12 protein-coding genes are annotated in these 16,114 nt (G+C 58.7%); 9 read left to right on the top strand and 3 right to left on the bottom strand.

What is annotated here, in order from left to right; genetic code table 11:
* Window positions 1–3: 3 nt before the first annotated feature.
* Window positions 4–3,441: a pyruvate carboxylase gene (locus ACR0AH_RS10410; protein WP_170420808.1), complete on the bottom strand. Its 3,438-nt coding sequence runs from the start codon at window positions 3,439–3,441 to the stop codon at window positions 4–6.
* 293 nt (window positions 3,442–3,734) lie between these two features.
* Here ACR0AH_RS10410 and ACR0AH_RS10405 point away from each other — a divergent pair, with 293 nt between their 5' ends.
* A complete protein-coding gene (locus ACR0AH_RS10405; protein WP_480591859.1) occupies window positions 3,735–6,131 on the top strand; it encodes an ATP-dependent helicase in 2,397 nt (798 codons plus the stop codon).
* Window positions 6,132–6,134: 3 nt separating this feature from the next.
* Here the strand turns inward: ACR0AH_RS10405 and ACR0AH_RS10400 are convergent, their stop codons facing one another.
* Window positions 6,135–6,425 carry a DUF1330 domain-containing protein gene (locus ACR0AH_RS10400; RefSeq protein WP_480591857.1) on the bottom strand — a complete coding sequence of 97 codons (291 nt, stop codon included), beginning with the start codon at window positions 6,423–6,425 and terminating at the stop codon, window positions 6,135–6,137.
* Window positions 6,426–6,799: 374 nt separating this feature from the next.
* Window positions 6,800–7,024, bottom strand: a complete 225-nt coding sequence (locus tag ACR0AH_RS10395) for a DUF1127 domain-containing protein (RefSeq protein ID WP_170392061.1) — start codon at window positions 7,022–7,024, stop codon at window positions 6,800–6,802.
* A gap of 936 nt (window positions 7,025–7,960) precedes the next feature.
* Between ACR0AH_RS10395 and mraZ the strand changes: the two genes are divergently transcribed.
* Genes mraZ through ACR0AH_RS10355 form a run of 8 tightly spaced genes read left to right on the top strand, consistent with a single transcriptional unit; the run spans window position 7,961 to window position 16,102 of the window.
* The gene (mraZ, locus tag ACR0AH_RS10390) at window positions 7,961–8,428 is read left to right on the top strand and encodes a division/cell wall cluster transcriptional repressor MraZ (RefSeq protein ID WP_480439182.1); all 468 of its coding nucleotides are present in this window, start codon (window positions 7,961–7,963) and stop codon (window positions 8,426–8,428) included.
* A 4-nt stretch (window positions 8,429–8,432) separates the two neighbouring features.
* A complete protein-coding gene (gene rsmH, locus ACR0AH_RS10385; RefSeq protein ID WP_480592039.1) occupies window positions 8,433–9,425 on the top strand; it encodes a 16S rRNA (cytosine(1402)-N(4))-methyltransferase RsmH in 993 nt (330 codons plus the stop codon).
* The gene (gene ftsL / locus ACR0AH_RS10380; protein WP_480591854.1) at window positions 9,422–9,790 is read left to right on the top strand and encodes a cell division protein FtsL; all 369 of its coding nucleotides are present in this window, start codon (window positions 9,422–9,424) and stop codon (window positions 9,788–9,790) included. The genes rsmH and ftsL overlap by 4 nt, the downstream gene beginning before the upstream one ends.
* Complete coding sequence (locus ACR0AH_RS10375) at window positions 9,787–11,574, top strand: peptidoglycan D,D-transpeptidase FtsI family protein (protein ID WP_170392055.1); 1,788 nt, start codon at window positions 9,787–9,789, stop codon at window positions 11,572–11,574. Before ftsL ends, ACR0AH_RS10375 begins: the two co-directional genes overlap by 4 nt.
* A 22-nt stretch (window positions 11,575–11,596) precedes the next feature.
* Window positions 11,597–13,078 carry a UDP-N-acetylmuramoyl-L-alanyl-D-glutamate--2,6-diaminopimelate ligase gene (locus tag ACR0AH_RS10370; RefSeq protein WP_480591851.1) on the top strand — a complete coding sequence of 494 codons (1,482 nt, stop codon included), beginning with the start codon at window positions 11,597–11,599 and terminating at the stop codon, window positions 13,076–13,078.
* Complete coding sequence (locus ACR0AH_RS10365) at window positions 13,075–14,493, top strand: UDP-N-acetylmuramoyl-tripeptide--D-alanyl-D-alanine ligase (RefSeq protein ID WP_480591848.1); 1,419 nt, start codon at window positions 13,075–13,077, stop codon at window positions 14,491–14,493. The genes ACR0AH_RS10370 and ACR0AH_RS10365 overlap by 4 nt, the downstream gene beginning before the upstream one ends.
* Entirely contained in the window at window positions 14,493–15,575 is a 1,083-nt protein-coding gene (gene mraY, locus ACR0AH_RS10360) for a phospho-N-acetylmuramoyl-pentapeptide-transferase (RefSeq protein WP_170392049.1), read from the top strand. The genes ACR0AH_RS10365 and mraY overlap by 1 nt, the downstream gene beginning before the upstream one ends.
* On the top strand, window positions 15,572–16,102 hold the full coding sequence (locus ACR0AH_RS10355; protein ID WP_480591845.1) for an AAA family ATPase: 531 nt from the start codon (window positions 15,572–15,574) through the stop codon (window positions 16,100–16,102). Before mraY ends, ACR0AH_RS10355 begins: the two co-directional genes overlap by 4 nt.
* The last annotated feature ends 12 nt before the right edge of the window (window positions 16,103–16,114 follow it).

Below are 16,114 nucleotides of genomic sequence, written 5' to 3'. Positions count from 1 at the left end.
CGGTTATTCCAGTTCGACCAGCAGATCCTTGGCGTCGATTTGACCTCCGGGCTGGACGTGAACGGCCTTGACCACCGCGTCGCGCTCGGCGTGGATACCTGTTTCCATCTTCATCGCTTCGATGGTCAGCAGCAGATCGCCTTCTTTGACTTCTTGACCTGTGACAGCGGCAACAGTTGCAACGACACCCGGCATTGGCGCGCCGATATGGTTGGGGTTACCAACTTCGGCCTTTGGCCGCTGAGCGGTTGATGCTTTCACCAAACGGTTCGGCACGCGGATCACGCGGGGCTGACCGTTGAGTTCGAAGAACACGCGAACCTCGCCATTCTCGTCCGTCTCGCCGATGGCCTGACAGCGAATCTCCAGCGTCTTGCCTGGATCGATCTCGGCGGTGATCTCCTCGCCCGGCTCCATGCCGTAAAAGAAGGTACGCGTGGGGAGAGTACGGACCGGGCCATAAGTGCGGTGACGGCCCATATAGTCGAGGAACACCTTGGGATACATCAGATATCCATTCAGGTCCTCGTCATCGATCTCTTTGCCCTCAAGCTGTTTGGACAAATCGGCGCGGGTGGCCTCGAGATCGACCGCTTCGACATGCTTGCCGGGGCGTTCGGTGTTGGGGGCCTCGTCCTTCAGGACCTTCTGGATGATGGTATCGGGGAACCCGCCCGGAGGCTGACCCAGATTGCCGCGCATCATGTCCACCACCGAGTCGGGGAAGGCGACATCAGTGTTCGGGTCTTCGACCTGCGCGCGGGTCATGTTCTGGCTGACCATCATCAGCGCCATGTCACCGACCACCTTGGACGACGGCGTCACCTTGACGATATCGCCGAACATCTGGTTCACGTCCGCATACATCTGAGCAACCTCGTGCCAGCGTTCTTCGAGTCCAAGCGAACGCGCCTGTGCCTTGAGGTTGGTAAACTGACCACCAGGCATTTCGTGCAGATATACCTCGGAGGCCGGGGCCTGCAGGCTGGACTCGAAGGCCGCGTATTGGCCACGCACTGCCTCGAAATAGTCGCTGATCTCACGGATGGCCTTGATGTCCAGCCCGGTGTCTCGCTCGGTATGGCGCAACGCCTCGACCACGGTGCCGAGCGTTGCCTGAGAGGTGTTGCCGCTGAAACTGTCCATCGCGCAATCCACCGCGTCCACACCGGCCTCGGAGGCGGCCAGAATGGTGGCGCTTGCAATGCCTGCGGTGTCATGGGTGTGGAAGTGGATCGGCAGCCCGACCTCTTCCTTCAGCGCCCGGATCAGGATCTTGGCGGAGGCCGGTTTCAGCAGTCCGGCCATATCCTTCAGGCCCAGCACATGTGCGCCAGCGTCACGCAGTTCCTTGGCCATTCCGACATAGTATTTGAGGTCATACTTAGCACGGTCCGGGTCCAGAATATCGCCGGTATAGCAAACGGTGCCTTCACAGATCTTGTTGTTTTCGATCACCGCGTCCATGGCGACGCGCATGTTCTCGACCCAGTTCAGCGAGTCGAACACGCGGAACACGTCGACACCCTTGGCCGCCTGACGCACAAACTCCTGCACCACGTTATCGGGATAGTTGGTATAGCCAACCCCGTTCGCCCCGCGCAGCAGCATCTGGGTCATCAGGTTCGGCATCGCCTCACGCAGATCACGCAGGCGCTGCCAAGGGCATTCCTGCAGGAAGCGATAGGCGACATCGAAGGTTGCACCGCCCCAGCATTCGACGCTGAATAGCTGCGGCAAGTTCGCAGCATAGCTGGGTGCTACTTTGATCATATCGATCGAGCGCATCCGGGTTGCCAGCAGCGACTGGTGCCCGTCGCGCATGGTGGTGTCGGTGATCAGCAGTTGACGCTGCGCCTTCATCCAGTCAGCAACCGCCTGCGGGCCTTTTTGCTCCAGCAGGTTGCGGGTGCCCATCTGCGGTTCGGCCTTGGGCGCGGGGGGCCTGGCCTCTTTCAGGTCGGGGCGCGGCATCGGGCGGTCCTTGGTTTCGGGATGCCCGTTCACAGTGATGTCGGCGATATAGTTCAGAACCTTGGTGCCCCGGTCGCGGCGCTTCTTGAACTGGAACAGGTCCGGTGTCTCATCGATGAACTTGGTGGTGTATTCATTCGACAGGAAAGTCGGGTGCTTTAGCAGGTTTTCGACAAATGCGATGTTGGTGGAAACACCGCGCACACGGAATTCCCGCAGCGCACGGTCCATCCGCGCAATCGCCTTTTCTGGCGTTGGGGCCCAAGCGGTCACCTTGGTCAGCAGCGAATCGTAATACCGCGTGATCACACCGCCTGCATAAGCGGTGCCGCCATCCAGACGGATGCCCATGCCGGTGGCCGAGCGATAGGCGGTGATGCGGCCATAGTCGGGGATGAAGTTGTTTAGTGGGTCCTCGGTGGTCACGCGGGTCTGCAGCGCGTGGCCGTTCAGGCGAATGTCGGACTGCGTGGCCTTGCCGGTGGCCTCGGTCAGGGTCTTGCCCTCGGCGATCAGGATCTGAGCCTGCACGATGTCGATGCCGGTGACTTCCTCGGTGACAGTGTGTTCCACCTGCACGCGCGGGTTCACTTCGATGAAGTAGAACTTGCCGGTGTTCATATCCATCAGGAACTCGACGGTGCCCGCGCATTCATAGTTCACATGGGCGCAGATACGACGGCCCAGCTCGCAGATTTCGGCGCGCTGTTCTTCGGTCAGGTACGGGGCAGGCGCGCGTTCCACGACCTTCTGGTTGCGGCGCTGGACCGAACAATCGCGCTCATAGAGGTGGTAGATCTCACCGTGCTTATCGCCGAGAATCTGTACCTCAACATGGCGGGCACGGGTGATCATCTTTTCCAGATAGCCCTCACCGTTGCCAAAGGCGGCCTCGGCTTCGCGGCGGCCTTCCAGCACTTTCTCTTCCAGCTCATCCTCGGACAGGATCGGGCGCATCCCGCGTCCGCCACCGCCCCAAGACGCTTTCAGCATCAGCGGATAGCCGATCTCGGCTGCCTCGGCCTTGATGGCTGCCATGTCGTCGCCCAACACCTCGGTCGCCGGGATAACCGGAACGTCGGCGGCAATCGCCACTTTCCGAGCGCTGGCCTTGTCGCCAAGCGCGCGCATGGTCTCGGCCTTGGGTCCGATGAAGGTGATGCCGTTCTGAACGCAGGCATCCACGAAATCCGGGTTTTCGGACAGCAAACCGTAACCAGGGTGGATCGCATCTGCGCCGCTTTCTTTGGCCACCCGGATGATCTCGTCAATCGACAGATACGCCGCAACCGGTCCCAGATCTGCGCCAATGCGATAGGCCTCATCCGCCTTGAACCGGTGCAGGCCCAACTTGTCCTCCTCGGCGAAGACCGCGACGGTGCGCTTGCCCATCTCGTTGGCTGCCCGCATCACACGGATGGCAATCTCGCCGCGATTGGCAATCAGGATTTTCTTGAAGTCTGTCATTTCAGGTCCCGGTCTTAATGGCTGTGGCCTTGTGCATAGGCGGACAATACGGCCACGTACATATGTAGTTCTGGGTAGAACCGGCATGTTAACGCTCGCAAACGCCGCCCTTTTGCGCAAACTTATTGCACATGCTGCATTGCGGCATCAATCCCCCGTGGGAAAGAGCAAATAATGCCCGTTTCTCCGAATATCCTCGCTGCGCCCTTTGGAGGGATGATTCTATTTGATTTGAGCGAACAAGCCGTGAACAAACCCTTTCCCTCCGCGCTCATCCGACGTAGTTTATTGGCATGAGCAGTTTTGACGAAATGGACGCCTTCGAAGGCGCATCGCTGTCGGCGCGGGCGATGCCCGCCCGTTCCTCATCGCATCTTGAGTGGTTGAACGATGAGCAGCTTAAGGCGGTTAAGGCTTTGGATGGCCCGGTACTCGTTCTTGCTGGCGCAGGAACTGGCAAAACTAGAGCGCTTATCTCGAGAATTGCAGAACTTCTGCATACTAGGCGTGTGCGATCTAACGAAATACTAGCGGTAACCTTCACAAACAAAGCTGCGAAAGAAATGAAGGATCGGGTGCAGCAGTACCCAGTTGACGTAAAAAGCGGATTGCAATGGATGGGTACATTCCATGCGATCTGCGTCAAACTGTTGCGCCGCCACGCAGAACTGGTCGATCTGAAGTCGAACTTCACCATCTTGGACACCGACGATCAACTTCGACTGCTCAAGCAGTTGCTGAAGGTCAACAACATTGACGACAAGCGCTGGCCCGCTCGGATGCTGGCCGGGATCATCGATGACTGGAAAAACCGAGCCCTGACGCCCGATAAGGTGCCTGTCGCAGATGCCGGGGCCTATAATCACAAGGGTGTTGAGCTCTATGCCCAATACCAGACTCGCCTACGCGAGCTGAACGCGGTGGATTTCGGCGACCTGTTGCTGCACATGGTCACGATTTTCCAAACCCACCCGGACGTGCTGGAGCAATACCAGCGCTGGTTCCGTTACATCCTTGTGGACGAGTATCAGGATACCAACGTAGCCCAATATCTCTGGCTTCGTCTGCTTGCAGGGGGCCACAAGAACATCTGTTGCGTCGGCGATGACGATCAGTCGATCTATGGCTGGCGCGGGGCCGAGGTGGGCAACATTCTGCGGTTCGAAAAGGACTTCCCTGGCGCCTTCGTGGTCCGGCTGGAACAGAACTACCGCTCGACCCCGCATATTCTGGCCGCTGCGTCCAACGTCATTCGTGGCAATGAAAGCCGCTTGGGCAAAGAGCTTTGGACCGACCGCGAAGAGGGTGAAAAGGTCCGTCTGATCGGCCATTGGGATGGCGAGGAAGAAGCGCGTTGGATCGGGGAAGAGATCGACGCGATGCAAGGTGGCACGCGCGGTGTGCGGCCGATGAACCTTAATGAGATCGCGATCCTCGTACGCGCTTCGCACCAGATGCGGGCGTTTGAGGATCGGTTTTTGACCATTGGTCTGCCTTACAAGGTGATTGGCGGCCCTCGATTCTATGAGCGGATGGAGATTCGCGATGCCATGGCCTATTTCCGGCTGGTGGTCAGCCCCGAGGATGATCTGGCCTTCGAGCGGATCGTAAACACGCCCAAACGCGGCCTCGGCGACAAGGCGCAGCAGACGATTCAGATGACGGCGCGCGAGAATGGCGTGTCTTTGGTCGAGGGCGCGCGGATTGCAGTCGAGAACGGACTGATCAAGGGTAAGGGTGGCAAGGCGCTGCGCGAACTGATCGACGGATTGGCGCGATGGAATGCAATGACGCGTGGGCCTCGGATCGAGGTGGACGATGATACAGTGATTGATGACGGTGTTTCACCGATCCGATACGGCGCGCCCGAGCATACGCATATCGAGCTGGCGCAGATCGTCTTGGACGAATCCGGCTATACCGCGCATTGGCAGAACGAAAAGACGCCCGAGGCGCCTGGGCGATTGGAAAACCTCAAAGAACTGGTCAACCAACTGGACAATTTCGAGAACCTGCAGGGGTTTTTGGAACATGTCAGCCTGGTGATGGACAACGAGCAGGACAGCGACGGGGCCAAGGTCTCGATCATGACGCTGCACGCGGCCAAGGGGCTGGAGTTTCCCGCGGTTTTCCTTCCGGGGTGGGAGGATGGATTGTTCCCCTCTCAGCGTTCGATGGACGAATCCGGTCTCAAAGGCCTCGAAGAAGAACGAAGGCTGGCCTATGTCGGTATTACCCGCGCAGAAGAAGTCTGTACGATTTCCTTTGCAGCCAACCGACGGGTGTTCGGACAATGGCAGAATTCGATGCCGTCCCGGTTCATTGATGAGTTGCCCGAAGATCATGTGGAAGTGCTGACACCTCCGGGGCTCTATGGTGGTGGTCAGCAGGCAGCCGGGATCGAAACCCGCGCAGCCGAGGCGAATGTCTATAACTCTCCGGGCTGGAAGCGGATGCAGGCGCGGCAGGGGCAATATGGCATGTCTCAGCCAAAAGAAAGCCGGAATACTGTGATTGATGCGACAGCCGTGGCCAGCTTTACGCTGGGCGAGCGAGTGTTTCACCAGAAATTCGGCTATGGCGCAGTGATCGGCATCGAAGGTGATAAAGTCGAGGTCGATTTCGACAAGGCAGGGGTGAAGAAAGTGGTCTCGCGCTTTCTGACCAACAAGGATGACTTGCCGTTCTGAAGCTTACAACCCTTCGACCAGCACAAGATTCGCCGTCGCCGTTTTTTGCCTGATCTTGGCCAATTCGACATAGTCCGGATCGTCCTTCCACGCGTTTGCGGCAGCCATATTCGGAAACTCCATCAGGACGATCCCATCTTCTTCCCAACTGCCTTCGATCACTTCAACGGGTTTTGAGGATACGGTTAGAAGCCTTCCGCCATGCCGGTCAAAGATCGGCATGAATCCTTCGAGGTATTTCTGGTACCCATCCGGGTCATGAATGGAAATCTGGGCGATGAAATAAGCGGCCATGGGAGACTCCTGACAAAGCGTTCACGACCCCAGCCTACATCTTGTGCGCAAAAAACGAAAAACGGCGGTTCCCAGGGAGGAGGAGGGGAACCGCCGTTCTTTTCTACATCAGGGCAGGGAGGAGGAAGCCCCGATGTATCCGAACCCGGGTTTGATCCCGGTATGAGGAAGACGCGGCGACGTCAGGGAGGAGGAAGACGTCGCCGCGCGCTTTCAACATCGAGGCAGGGAGGAGGAGAGCCCCGATGTATCAGGTTCCGGCGGTCAGGGCCGGTATTAGGTGCGGCAACGTCAGGGAGGAGGAGAGACGCTGCCGCTGAAATACAGGTCCGAAAGGGAGGAAGACGGACCTGATCTCGGTGTTCTTGTTGCGCTTACCGCGCGATCTGCTCTTCGGTGGCCTGTTGGGCCAGCCGGCGGATCATCGAGCGGTGCAAGCCCAGATCAGCCAATTCCCGATCTGACAGTCCCGACAATTCGTTGACTGTCTGACGGTACAGGCGATAACGAGCAACCCGGGTTTTCACGGTCTCAACCAGCGTTGAGATTCCATTTGCCGGTGTGCCTTTCAGAGCTGTTTGTGTGCTTGCGACTGCCATCTTCATGATCCGTTCATTCTTACTGTTGCCGGTATCGTCCGGCGTTTGCTTGAGACTGAAGATAGGCAAATGCTGCGATTGCACAATGGTTCGCGTCGTCAATGCTGCTATGCAGCAAATGCATGGATTGGCAGGATAATCCGGTACGCCCCAATAATTGCCTTTAAAATACTGGTTTTCACGTGTGCTTGGCGTTTCGTGTGTCCAGACCCTGTGATGGTGACCGCTTATCTATTGAGCGGAATTGGCGTTTGTTTGGGCATGTTGTGTCAACTCAAGAGGGGCAATTCTTCTCACCGCAGGTCCGGCGCCTGGGGTGATGGTGCTATGGGAAAGCATGGGTCGACTATGGGAATGGCCTGTAAAGGGACCGCGATTCGTCCTCTTCGGCTGTCATTCATGGGTGTCTGCGCCAAATAATATGTAATTCTAAAAATTATTGGGAATTCATGGGAGGAATAATTTAGGCGTCAATTCTTACATATTTAGTGTCAGTAAGCATCAGGAGCACAATTTGTGGCATATTTGATCCGAGTTTCGATTGCGTTAGTCTTGATCTGAAGCCTGCATCAGGCCTCCATATGTAAATTTCCTATTGATTTCCATGAATTCCCATGGCATCCCTTGTGTACCCGATGAGGGCGAGGACAGTTGAGGGGCACCAAACGACCCCGAACCAAAAATACAAAAACAGGTTTCATACAGGCATCTCGCTTTCATCACTTAACAGATCCGGCGCGCGGGCGAGCAGACATCCCCCCCAGGTGGCGCGCGCAGCTGGACATCCCGCAAAGCGGGTCAATGCGGCGGGTTGATCAGTGGCAGCAGATCAACCCGCCGTTTTACTTCCGGGGGGAACGTGAATTTTGAGGTGGGGCGCAAGCGAAAGGGACAGTCGTCTTGGCGCGCAGGTTTAGAGGCGAAAGCCAGCATAAGGTGGATACGAAGGGCAGGGTCTCGATCCCGGCCTCGTTTCGTCGTGTGCTTGAGGCCTCGGACCCCAGCTGGCAACCCGGTGACAATCCTGAACTCGTGATTGTCTATGGCGACCACCGCCGCAAATACCTTGAATGTTACACCATGGAAGCGATCGACGAGGTGGATGCCAAGATCGATGCGCTGCCACGTGGCTCGATGCAGCGTCGGATGCTTCAGCGGATGTTCCATGGTCAGTCCTTCCCGACCAATGTGGACGAAACGGGTCGTTTGGTGCTGCCCGCAAAGCTGCGCAACAAGATCGACCTTGAGAACGAGGCGTTCTTTATCGCTGCCGGTGATACCTTCCAGATCTGGAAGCCCGAGACATACGAGGCCGAGGAACTGGCCACGACCGAGGAATGGCTTGACGATCTGCCGGATGATTTCGATCCGATGCAGTATCTCGATGGCATCGGGGATGGGTGACGGCATGGCCGGCGCTCAGACCTCATCGGACAAACCTCATATCCCCGTTCTTCTGCGCCCGTTGTTGGCCGCCGTGGCGCCGGTATCCGGTGCCTGGCTGGACGGCACATTCGGCGCAGGCGGCTATACTCGTGCGTTGCTGGAGGCCGGGGCCGAGAAAGTCATTGGCGTCGATCGCGACCCGCTGGCATTTGAAATGGCCGCTAACTGGGCTGGGGAATACGGTGACCGGCTGGTGATGCAGCAGGGCGTGTTCTCTCGCATGGATGAATATGCACAGGATCTGGACGGCGTGGTGCTGGATCTTGGTGTCTCATCCATGCAGTTGGATCAGGCTGAACGCGGTTTTTCCTTCATGAAAGACGGTCCGTTGGACATGCGGATGAGCCAAGATGGTGAAAGCGCAGCTGATCTGGTGAATACGGCAGCCGAGACGCAATTGGCCGACATCCTGTTCCATTTCGGTGAGGAACGCGCCAGTCGTCGTATAGCAAAGGCCATCGTCAAGGCGCGGGCCGAAGAACCGATCAGAACAACTCTGCGGCTGGTCGAGATTATCGAATCCTGCCTGCCGCGCCCCAAACCGGGCCAATCGCACCCGGCGACGCGCAGTTTTCAGGGGCTACGGATCGCGGTGAACGCAGAATACGAAGAACTGTTTCAGGGGCTTATGGCCGCCGAGCGCGCTTTGAAGCCGGGGGGGCAACTGGCCGTTGTGACTTTCCATTCCATAGAAGACCGGATGGTGAAGCGGTTCTTCCAATCGCGCGCGGGCAAAACCGGACGCGCCAACCGTTATGCGCCTGAGATGGAGCAGGAGAAGCCGCAATTCACACTCAAGACCCGCAAGGCCGTTGGGCCGGATGAGCAGGAACTTGAAGAAAACCCACGTGCACGCTCTGCAAAATTGCGTGTCGCGATAAGAACGGATGCCCCGGCAGGGGAAATTGAGGCCCGGGCCATCGGCATGCCGCAATTGGGGGGAAGGGCAAGATGAAGAGTATTCTGTATATGTTGACTGCACTATCCGTGTTCGGGCTGGCGCTTTGGGCTTATCAAGAGAACTACCGCACGCAGCAGGTGCTGAAGGAAACGCAGTCGCTGCAAGGCCAGATCGGTATGGCGCAGGCGCGACTCGCCGTGCTGAATGCTGAATGGGCCTATCTAAACCGGCCTGATCGTTTGCGTGAGCTGGCGGACTTGAATTTCGAACGTCTCAGCTTGCTGCCTCTGCGGGCTGAGCAGTTTGGTCGCGCCGATCAGATTTCCTATGGCGAGGACCCGGATCTGCCCATCGTCGACCCGCTTGAAATACAGGACGTCACTGACATTCAGGCACTGATCGAGGTGCAGGTTCCATGACCCGCACACCACTTCGCCCTCTGGCCCGTATCCTCGACGCCCGTGCAAAGGGTGAAAACCCCAAGGCGATTGAGCGAGAGAACATCCGCAAACGCCACGAAGACATGAAAGACCGCGCCCGCGCGCGCGCCGAGGGCCGCCTGTTGGTGTTGGGTCTTTTCTTCTTTTGCGCCTTTTCGGTCGTAGGCTTTCGTATGGGCGTTCTGGCGACATCCGAGGCGCAAGAACCATTGGCAAGTGCGCCGGGGGCCTCCATCGCCATGCAACGCGCCAATATCGTGGATCGCGAAGGCCGTATTCTGGCGACCAATCTGGACACCTATTCTGTCTATGCGCAGCCACCGCTGATGATTGACCCGATCGCCGCAGCCGAGCAACTGGTCGCTATTTTCCCTGATCTGGAAAAAGAGCGTTTGGTCAAAGACTTCACCGGTAAGCGAAAATTCCTGTGGATCAAGAAGCGCATCTCGCCCGAGCAGAAGCAGGCGGTGCATGACATCGGTGATCCCGGCATCCTGTTCGGCCCGCGCGAAATGCGGCTATATCCCAATGGCAGACTCGCGGCGCATATTCTGGGCGGCTCGGGCTTTGGCCGCGAAGGTGTCAGCGCAGCCGAGGTGATCGGCGTAGCTGGCGTCGAAAAACAGTTCGACGGCTATCTGCGCGACCCGGCCAACGGCAACAAGCCGCTGCAACTGTCGCTGGATCTGACCGTTCAAGCGGCGGTGGAACAGGTGCTTTATGGCGGCATGAAGATCATGAACGCCAAAGGAGCCTCGGCGGTTCTGATGAACGCCCATACGGGCGAGGTCGTCTCGGCCGCGTCGTTGCCGTCTTTTGACCCCAATGACCGTCCGCGCCCACCGACCTCGGGCTTCGATCCCTCGGACAGCCCGCTGTTCAATCGCTATGTACAGGGTGTCTATGAGCTGGGTTCGGTGTTCAAAATCTTCACCGCCGCGCAGGCGGTGCAGCTAGGTCTGGTGAACTCCAACACCATCATTGACACTTCCGGCCCAATGAAAATCGGGCGCTTCCCGATTGGCGAGTTTAACGGCAAGAATTATGGTGAGATCAGTGTCTCGGATGTAATCAAGTACAGCTCGAACCGAGGCACCGGGCGGCTGGCCTTGCAAATCGGGGCCGACCGGCAACAGGATTTTCTGAACGCGCTGGGCATGTTCGACCCAACCCCATTCGAGATTGTCGAGGCCAAGGGCGGGCAACCGCTCAAGCCCAAGAAATGGGGTGAGTTGAGCACCGTGACGATTTCTTATGGCCACGGCCTTTCGACCAGCCCCATGCATCTGGCCGCTGGTTACGCAGCGATTGCCAATGGCGGGTACTATGTCAGCCCCACGATCCTGCGCCGCAATGGCCCGCAATACGGCCCTCGCGTGATGTCCGAAAACACCGCCAAGCAGGCGCAAAATATGCTACGCAAAGTGGTCACGGATGGCACCGCCAGCTTTGGTGATGTCAAAGGGTACGACGTGGCGGGAAAAACCGGTACTGCCGATAAACCCAAGCCGCGTGGCGGGTACTATGAGGACAAGGTGATTGCCACCTTCGCCACCATCTTCCCGGCTTATGATCCGAAATATGTGCTAATCGTCACGCTGGATGAACCGTCCATCGTGGCCTATGGCGAAAAGCGCCGCACGGCGGGTTGGACTGCCGTTCCCGTTGCTGCCGAACTGATTGGACGGGTGGCGCCGCTATTGGGTCTCAGACCCCGGCTTGAGCCTGAGGCGCGCGCTGCTATAACGCTGACCTCAAATTAGGCTGTCCAGCGAAAGGTGGGTCATGGGCAATCGGTCAAAGAAACTCAGCGAACTGGCCCTGACCGCACGGGGAGGGGCCAATCCCGAAATCACCGGTCTGGCTGTTGACAGCCGCGAGGTCAAAGACGGTTTCCTCTTTGCAGCCCTTCCCGGCACCCGAGTCCATGGTGGAGACTTCATCCAATACGCCTTGCGCATGGGGGCCGCCGCGATCCTGACGGACGCGAAAGGGGCCGAGATCGCCACCGACGAACTGGCCGCATCCGATGCTGCGCTGATCGTCACGGAAGACCCCCGTCAGGCACTGGCAGGGGCCGCCGCCCTTTGGTTTGGCGCGCAACCGCAGACTATCGTGGCGGTCACCGGCACCAATGGAAAAACCTCGGTCGCCAGTTTCGTCCGCCAGATCTGGACCGAGCTTGGACTTGCCGCCGTCAACCTGGGCACCACCGGGGTCGAGGGCGCATGGACTGCGCCGCTGGCCCATACAACACCCGAGCCGGTCACTCTGCACCGCTGTCTCGCCGAAGCTGCCGAAAATGGCGTGACCCATGCGGCGATGGAGGCCTCCTCGCACGGGCTTGAACAGCGTCGCTTGGACGGGGTGCATCTGACCGCTGCCGGGTTCTCGAATTTCACGCAGGATCATCTGGACTATCACGACACGTTCGAGGCTTATTTCGCAGCCAAGGCGGGTCTGTTTGATCGTGTGCTGCCCGAAGACGGGGTCGCTGTGGTCAACCTTGGTGATCCCAAGGGTGCCGAGATGCGCAAGATCGCCGAGGCACGCGGCCAGAATATCATCACCGTAGGCCCTGAGGGTTCTGATCTTTGTCTTCTGAATCAACGCTTTGACGCGACCGGGCAGGATTTGCGCTTTTCATGGAAAGGCAAGGCCTATCAAACCCGCCTGAATCTGATCGGCGGCTTTCAGGCCGAGAACGTTTTGCTGGCTTGCGGATTGGTCATCGCGGCGGGCGAGGACCCCGACCGCGTGTTCGAAACCTTGCCGCACCTGATCACCGTGCGCGGACGGATGCAGCTGGCTGCCACCCGCGACAACGGCGCGGCGGTGTTTGTCGATTACGCGCATACGCCGGATGCCGTGGCCACTGCACTGAAGGCGATGCGCCCGCATGTCATGGGACGTCTGATCGCCATTGTTGGTGCAGGCGGTGACCGAGACGCCACTAAACGCCCATTGATGGGGCGGGCCGCTGCTGAAAACGCCGATCTGGTCTTTGTTACCGATGACAACCCACGCAGCGAAGACCCGGCCACCATCCGCGGTGCTGTCATGTTGGGCGCACCCGAAGCCACGGAAGTCGGCGACCGGGCCGAGGCCATCCTGCGCGGCATCGACGCGCTGCAACCGGGCGACGCTCTGCTGATTGCGGGCAAGGGACACGAAACCGGCCAGATCGTCGGAGATCAGGTCCTGCCCTTTGACGATGTGGAACAGGCCAGTATCAGCGTTGCCGCGCTGGACGGGAGGGTCGCATGAGGCTCTGGACCGCAGCCGAGGCCGCAGAGGCCACCAACGGGCGCGCCACCACCGATTGGCAGGTGAACGGCGTCTCCATCGACACGCGCACCCTGCAGCCGGGTGACCTGTTCGTTGCGTTGAAGGCTGCCCGCGACGGCCATGATTTCGTCGCCCAAGCGCTTGAAAAAGGCGCAGGCGCAGTGCTTGTGTCGCATATTCCCGAAGGCGTGCCCGAAGATGCACCGCTGTTGATCGTCGACGATGTGCAGACGGGTCTAGAGGCGTTGGGGCAGGCGGCTCGCGCCCGGACAGGTGCACGCGTGGTGGGGGTGACTGGCAGCGTGGGTAAAACCTCGACCAAGGAAATGCTGGCCAGCATTCTGGAGACGCAAGGCAAAACTCATGCCAGCGTCGCCAGCTACAATAACCATTGGGGCGTGCCTTTGACGCTGGCGCGAATGCCGCGCGACACCGAGTTCGCGGTGATCGAGATCGGCATGAATCATCCGGGCGAAATCGCTCCGCTGGCGCGTCAGGCGCAACCGCATGTGGGGCTGGTGACCACAGTAGCCGCCGTCCACCTCGAAGCCTTCGACTCCGTTGCGGGTATTGCTTTTGAAAAGGCTGCGATCTTCGACGGGCTGGCCGAGGGCGGCACCGCTATCGTCAACGCCGATATCGAACACGCGGGCATCTTGCGCGACTGCGCCGCTGCGCATGGTGCAAGGATCGTCGAATTTGGCCACAAGGCGCGGGACTATGCCCTGACCAACGTGCTCCAAGGCCCTGACTCGGTGCGGGGACACGGTATTGTCGGCGGCGCAGACATCACATTCGATGTCCAATCCGCGGGAACTCACTTTGCTATGAATGCGCTGGGCGCTCTGGCGGCCTGTGTCGCGTTGGGGGTCGATCTGGATCAGGCGATTGCCGGTCTGCGCGGCTGGTCTCCGGTCAAAGGGCGCGGTGTGCGCGAGGTGATCGCGCTGCCAGATGGCGGGCAGATTGAACTGCTCGATGACAGCTACAACGCCAATCCAACCTCGATGGAGGCCGCTCTCGACGTGCTGTCTACGTCGGCGGGCAAACGCAAGATCGCGTTTCTGGGCGACATGAAAGAGCTTGGTGCGCAAGAGCAGGCGATGCACGCCGCCATGGCCGAGGTGCCTGCGATGGCGCATGTCGATCATGTTCATTGCATCGGCCCTTTGATGCAAGCGCTGCATCAGGCTCTGCCCGAGGGCAAGCGCGGGTTGTGGACGGAAACCAGCGATGAGATGGCCGCCCATCTGCCGGAATTGATCCGTAGCGGCGATGTAGTGATGGCCAAGGGCTCTCTCAGCATGGCTCTGGCGCAGATCGTTGACGGTCTGCGGCAATTGGGGCATGGCAGCGCGCCAGAGAGCCGCCGTATTGTGAGAAAGGTTTTGTAATGCTCTATTGGTTAACCGCCCTGTCGGACGGAGGGGATTTCTGGAACCTCTTCCGCTATATCACCTTCCGGGCAGGGGGCGCCTTTCTGACTGCGCTAATCTTTGGGTTTCTGTTCGGAAAACCCTTGATCAACGTATTGCGCAAGCGGCAAGGCAAAGGTCAACCGATCCGCGATGACGGCCCCGAGGCGCATCTGTCCAAGGCTGGAACCCCTACCATGGGCGGGCTGCTGATCGTGGGCGCTCTGGTCACGTCGACCCTGATCTGGGCGCGCTGGGACAATCCATATGTCTGGATGGTACTGTTCGTGACGCTGGCCTATGCGGCCATCGGCTTTGCGGACGATTATGCCAAGGTCTCAAAGCAGAACACCAAGGGCGTTTCCGGTAAAATGCGGTTGGCGCTGGGGATCATCATCGCCGTGCTGGCGTCACTCTGGGCGACGCTGCACCATCCCAGCGATTTGCAAAACCAGCTGGCTCTGCCGGTGTTCAAGGATACGCTGATCAATCTTGGCCTTTTCTATATCCCTTTTGCGGTGATCGTCATTGTGGGTGCGGCCAACGCGGTGAACCTGACAGATGGTCTGGACGGGCTGGCGATCATGCCCGCGATGATCGCGGCCTCGACCCTTGGTGTGATTGCCTATGCGGTTGGGCGGGTCGACTTCACCGAGTATCTTGATGTTCACTATGTGCCTGGCACCGGTGAAATCTTCATCTTCACTTCAGCGCTGTTTGGTGCGGGGCTGGGATTCCTGTGGTACAACGCCCCTCCGGCGGCGGTTTTTATGGGTGATACCGGATCACTGGCTCTGGGCGGTGCGCTGGGCGCGATCGCCGTGGCTACCAAACACGAGTTGGTATTGGCAGTCGTGGGCGGGCTGTTCGTGGTTGAAGCTTTGAGTGTGATCATCCAGGTTCTTTATTTCAAACGGACCGGAAAGCGCGTGTTCCTGATGGCACCGATCCATCACCATTATGAGAAAAAGGGCTGGGCTGAACCCACCATCGTGATCCGGTTCTGGATCATTTCACTGATCTTAGCGATGATCGGGCTGGCGACGCTGAAAGTCAGATGAGCCCGCGTTGCGTCGTGCTTTCTGGATGCTCCGGTGGTGGTAAATCAACACTGCTGGAGGAGATGGCCCGTCGCGGATATTCAACAGTTTCCGAGCCGGGTCGTCGTGTCATTGCCGAGGAAAGACAAGGTGGTGGTCGCGCTCTGCCTTGGGTCAACTCCGAGGTATTCTGCCGCAGGATCATTGAACTTGCGATATCTGACTTCAGCAATGCCAAAGATGACCTTGTGCTATTTGATCGTTCGGCATTGGACGCGCTGATTTGGTTTGATCGAACCGGTATACCGTTGGAGACCAAAGTGCGTGAACAGATACTGCACTTGGGCTACGACCCATGCGTGTTTCTCTTTCCTCCTTGGCCTGAGATATTCGAACAGGATGATGACCGGCGGCACAACTTGGCCGCAGCTATTGCGGAATACGATGCTTTGTGCGACCGGTTACCAGACTATGGGTTCGTAATAGAAAACGTTCCAAAAGGGCCGGTCTCTTGGCGGGCGGACTGGCTGGAAGAGCGGCTCGGATAGAAGGTGTATGGC

The organism is Ruegeria sp. AM5 (assembly GCF_056540645.1).
Note: the sequence above shows the minus strand (reverse complement) of the source record. Positions and strands in the feature narration are given on the sequence as shown.

What these genes read in the sequence shown, in the direction of transcription:
- ACR0AH_RS10410 (WP_170420808.1), bottom strand. Translation starts at nt 3,441, where the DNA reads ATGACAGACTTCAAGAAAATCCTGATTGCCAATCGCGGCGAGATTGCC.
- ftsL (WP_480591854.1), top strand. Translation starts at nt 9,422, where the DNA reads ATGAAGAGTATTCTGTATATGTTGACTGCACTATCCGTGTTCGGGCTG.
- ACR0AH_RS10365 (WP_480591848.1), top strand. Translation starts at nt 13,075, where the DNA reads ATGAGGCTCTGGACCGCAGCCGAGGCCGCAGAGGCCACCAACGGGCGC.
- ACR0AH_RS10370 (WP_480591851.1), top strand. Translation starts at nt 11,597, where the DNA reads ATGGGCAATCGGTCAAAGAAACTCAGCGAACTGGCCCTGACCGCACGG.
- rsmH (WP_480592039.1), top strand. Translation starts at nt 8,433, where the DNA reads ATGGCCGGCGCTCAGACCTCATCGGACAAACCTCATATCCCCGTTCTT.
- ACR0AH_RS10355 (WP_480591845.1), top strand. Translation starts at nt 15,572, where the DNA reads ATGAGCCCGCGTTGCGTCGTGCTTTCTGGATGCTCCGGTGGTGGTAAA.
- ACR0AH_RS10395 (WP_170392061.1), bottom strand. Translation starts at nt 7,024, where the DNA reads ATGGCAGTCGCAAGCACACAAACAGCTCTGAAAGGCACACCGGCAAAT.
- ACR0AH_RS10375 (WP_170392055.1), top strand. Translation starts at nt 9,787, where the DNA reads ATGACCCGCACACCACTTCGCCCTCTGGCCCGTATCCTCGACGCCCGT.
- ACR0AH_RS10400 (WP_480591857.1), bottom strand. Translation starts at nt 6,425, where the DNA reads ATGGCCGCTTATTTCATCGCCCAGATTTCCATTCATGACCCGGATGGG.
- mraY (WP_170392049.1), top strand. Translation starts at nt 14,493, where the DNA reads ATGCTCTATTGGTTAACCGCCCTGTCGGACGGAGGGGATTTCTGGAAC.
- ACR0AH_RS10405 (WP_480591859.1), top strand. Translation starts at nt 3,735, where the DNA reads ATGAGCAGTTTTGACGAAATGGACGCCTTCGAAGGCGCATCGCTGTCG.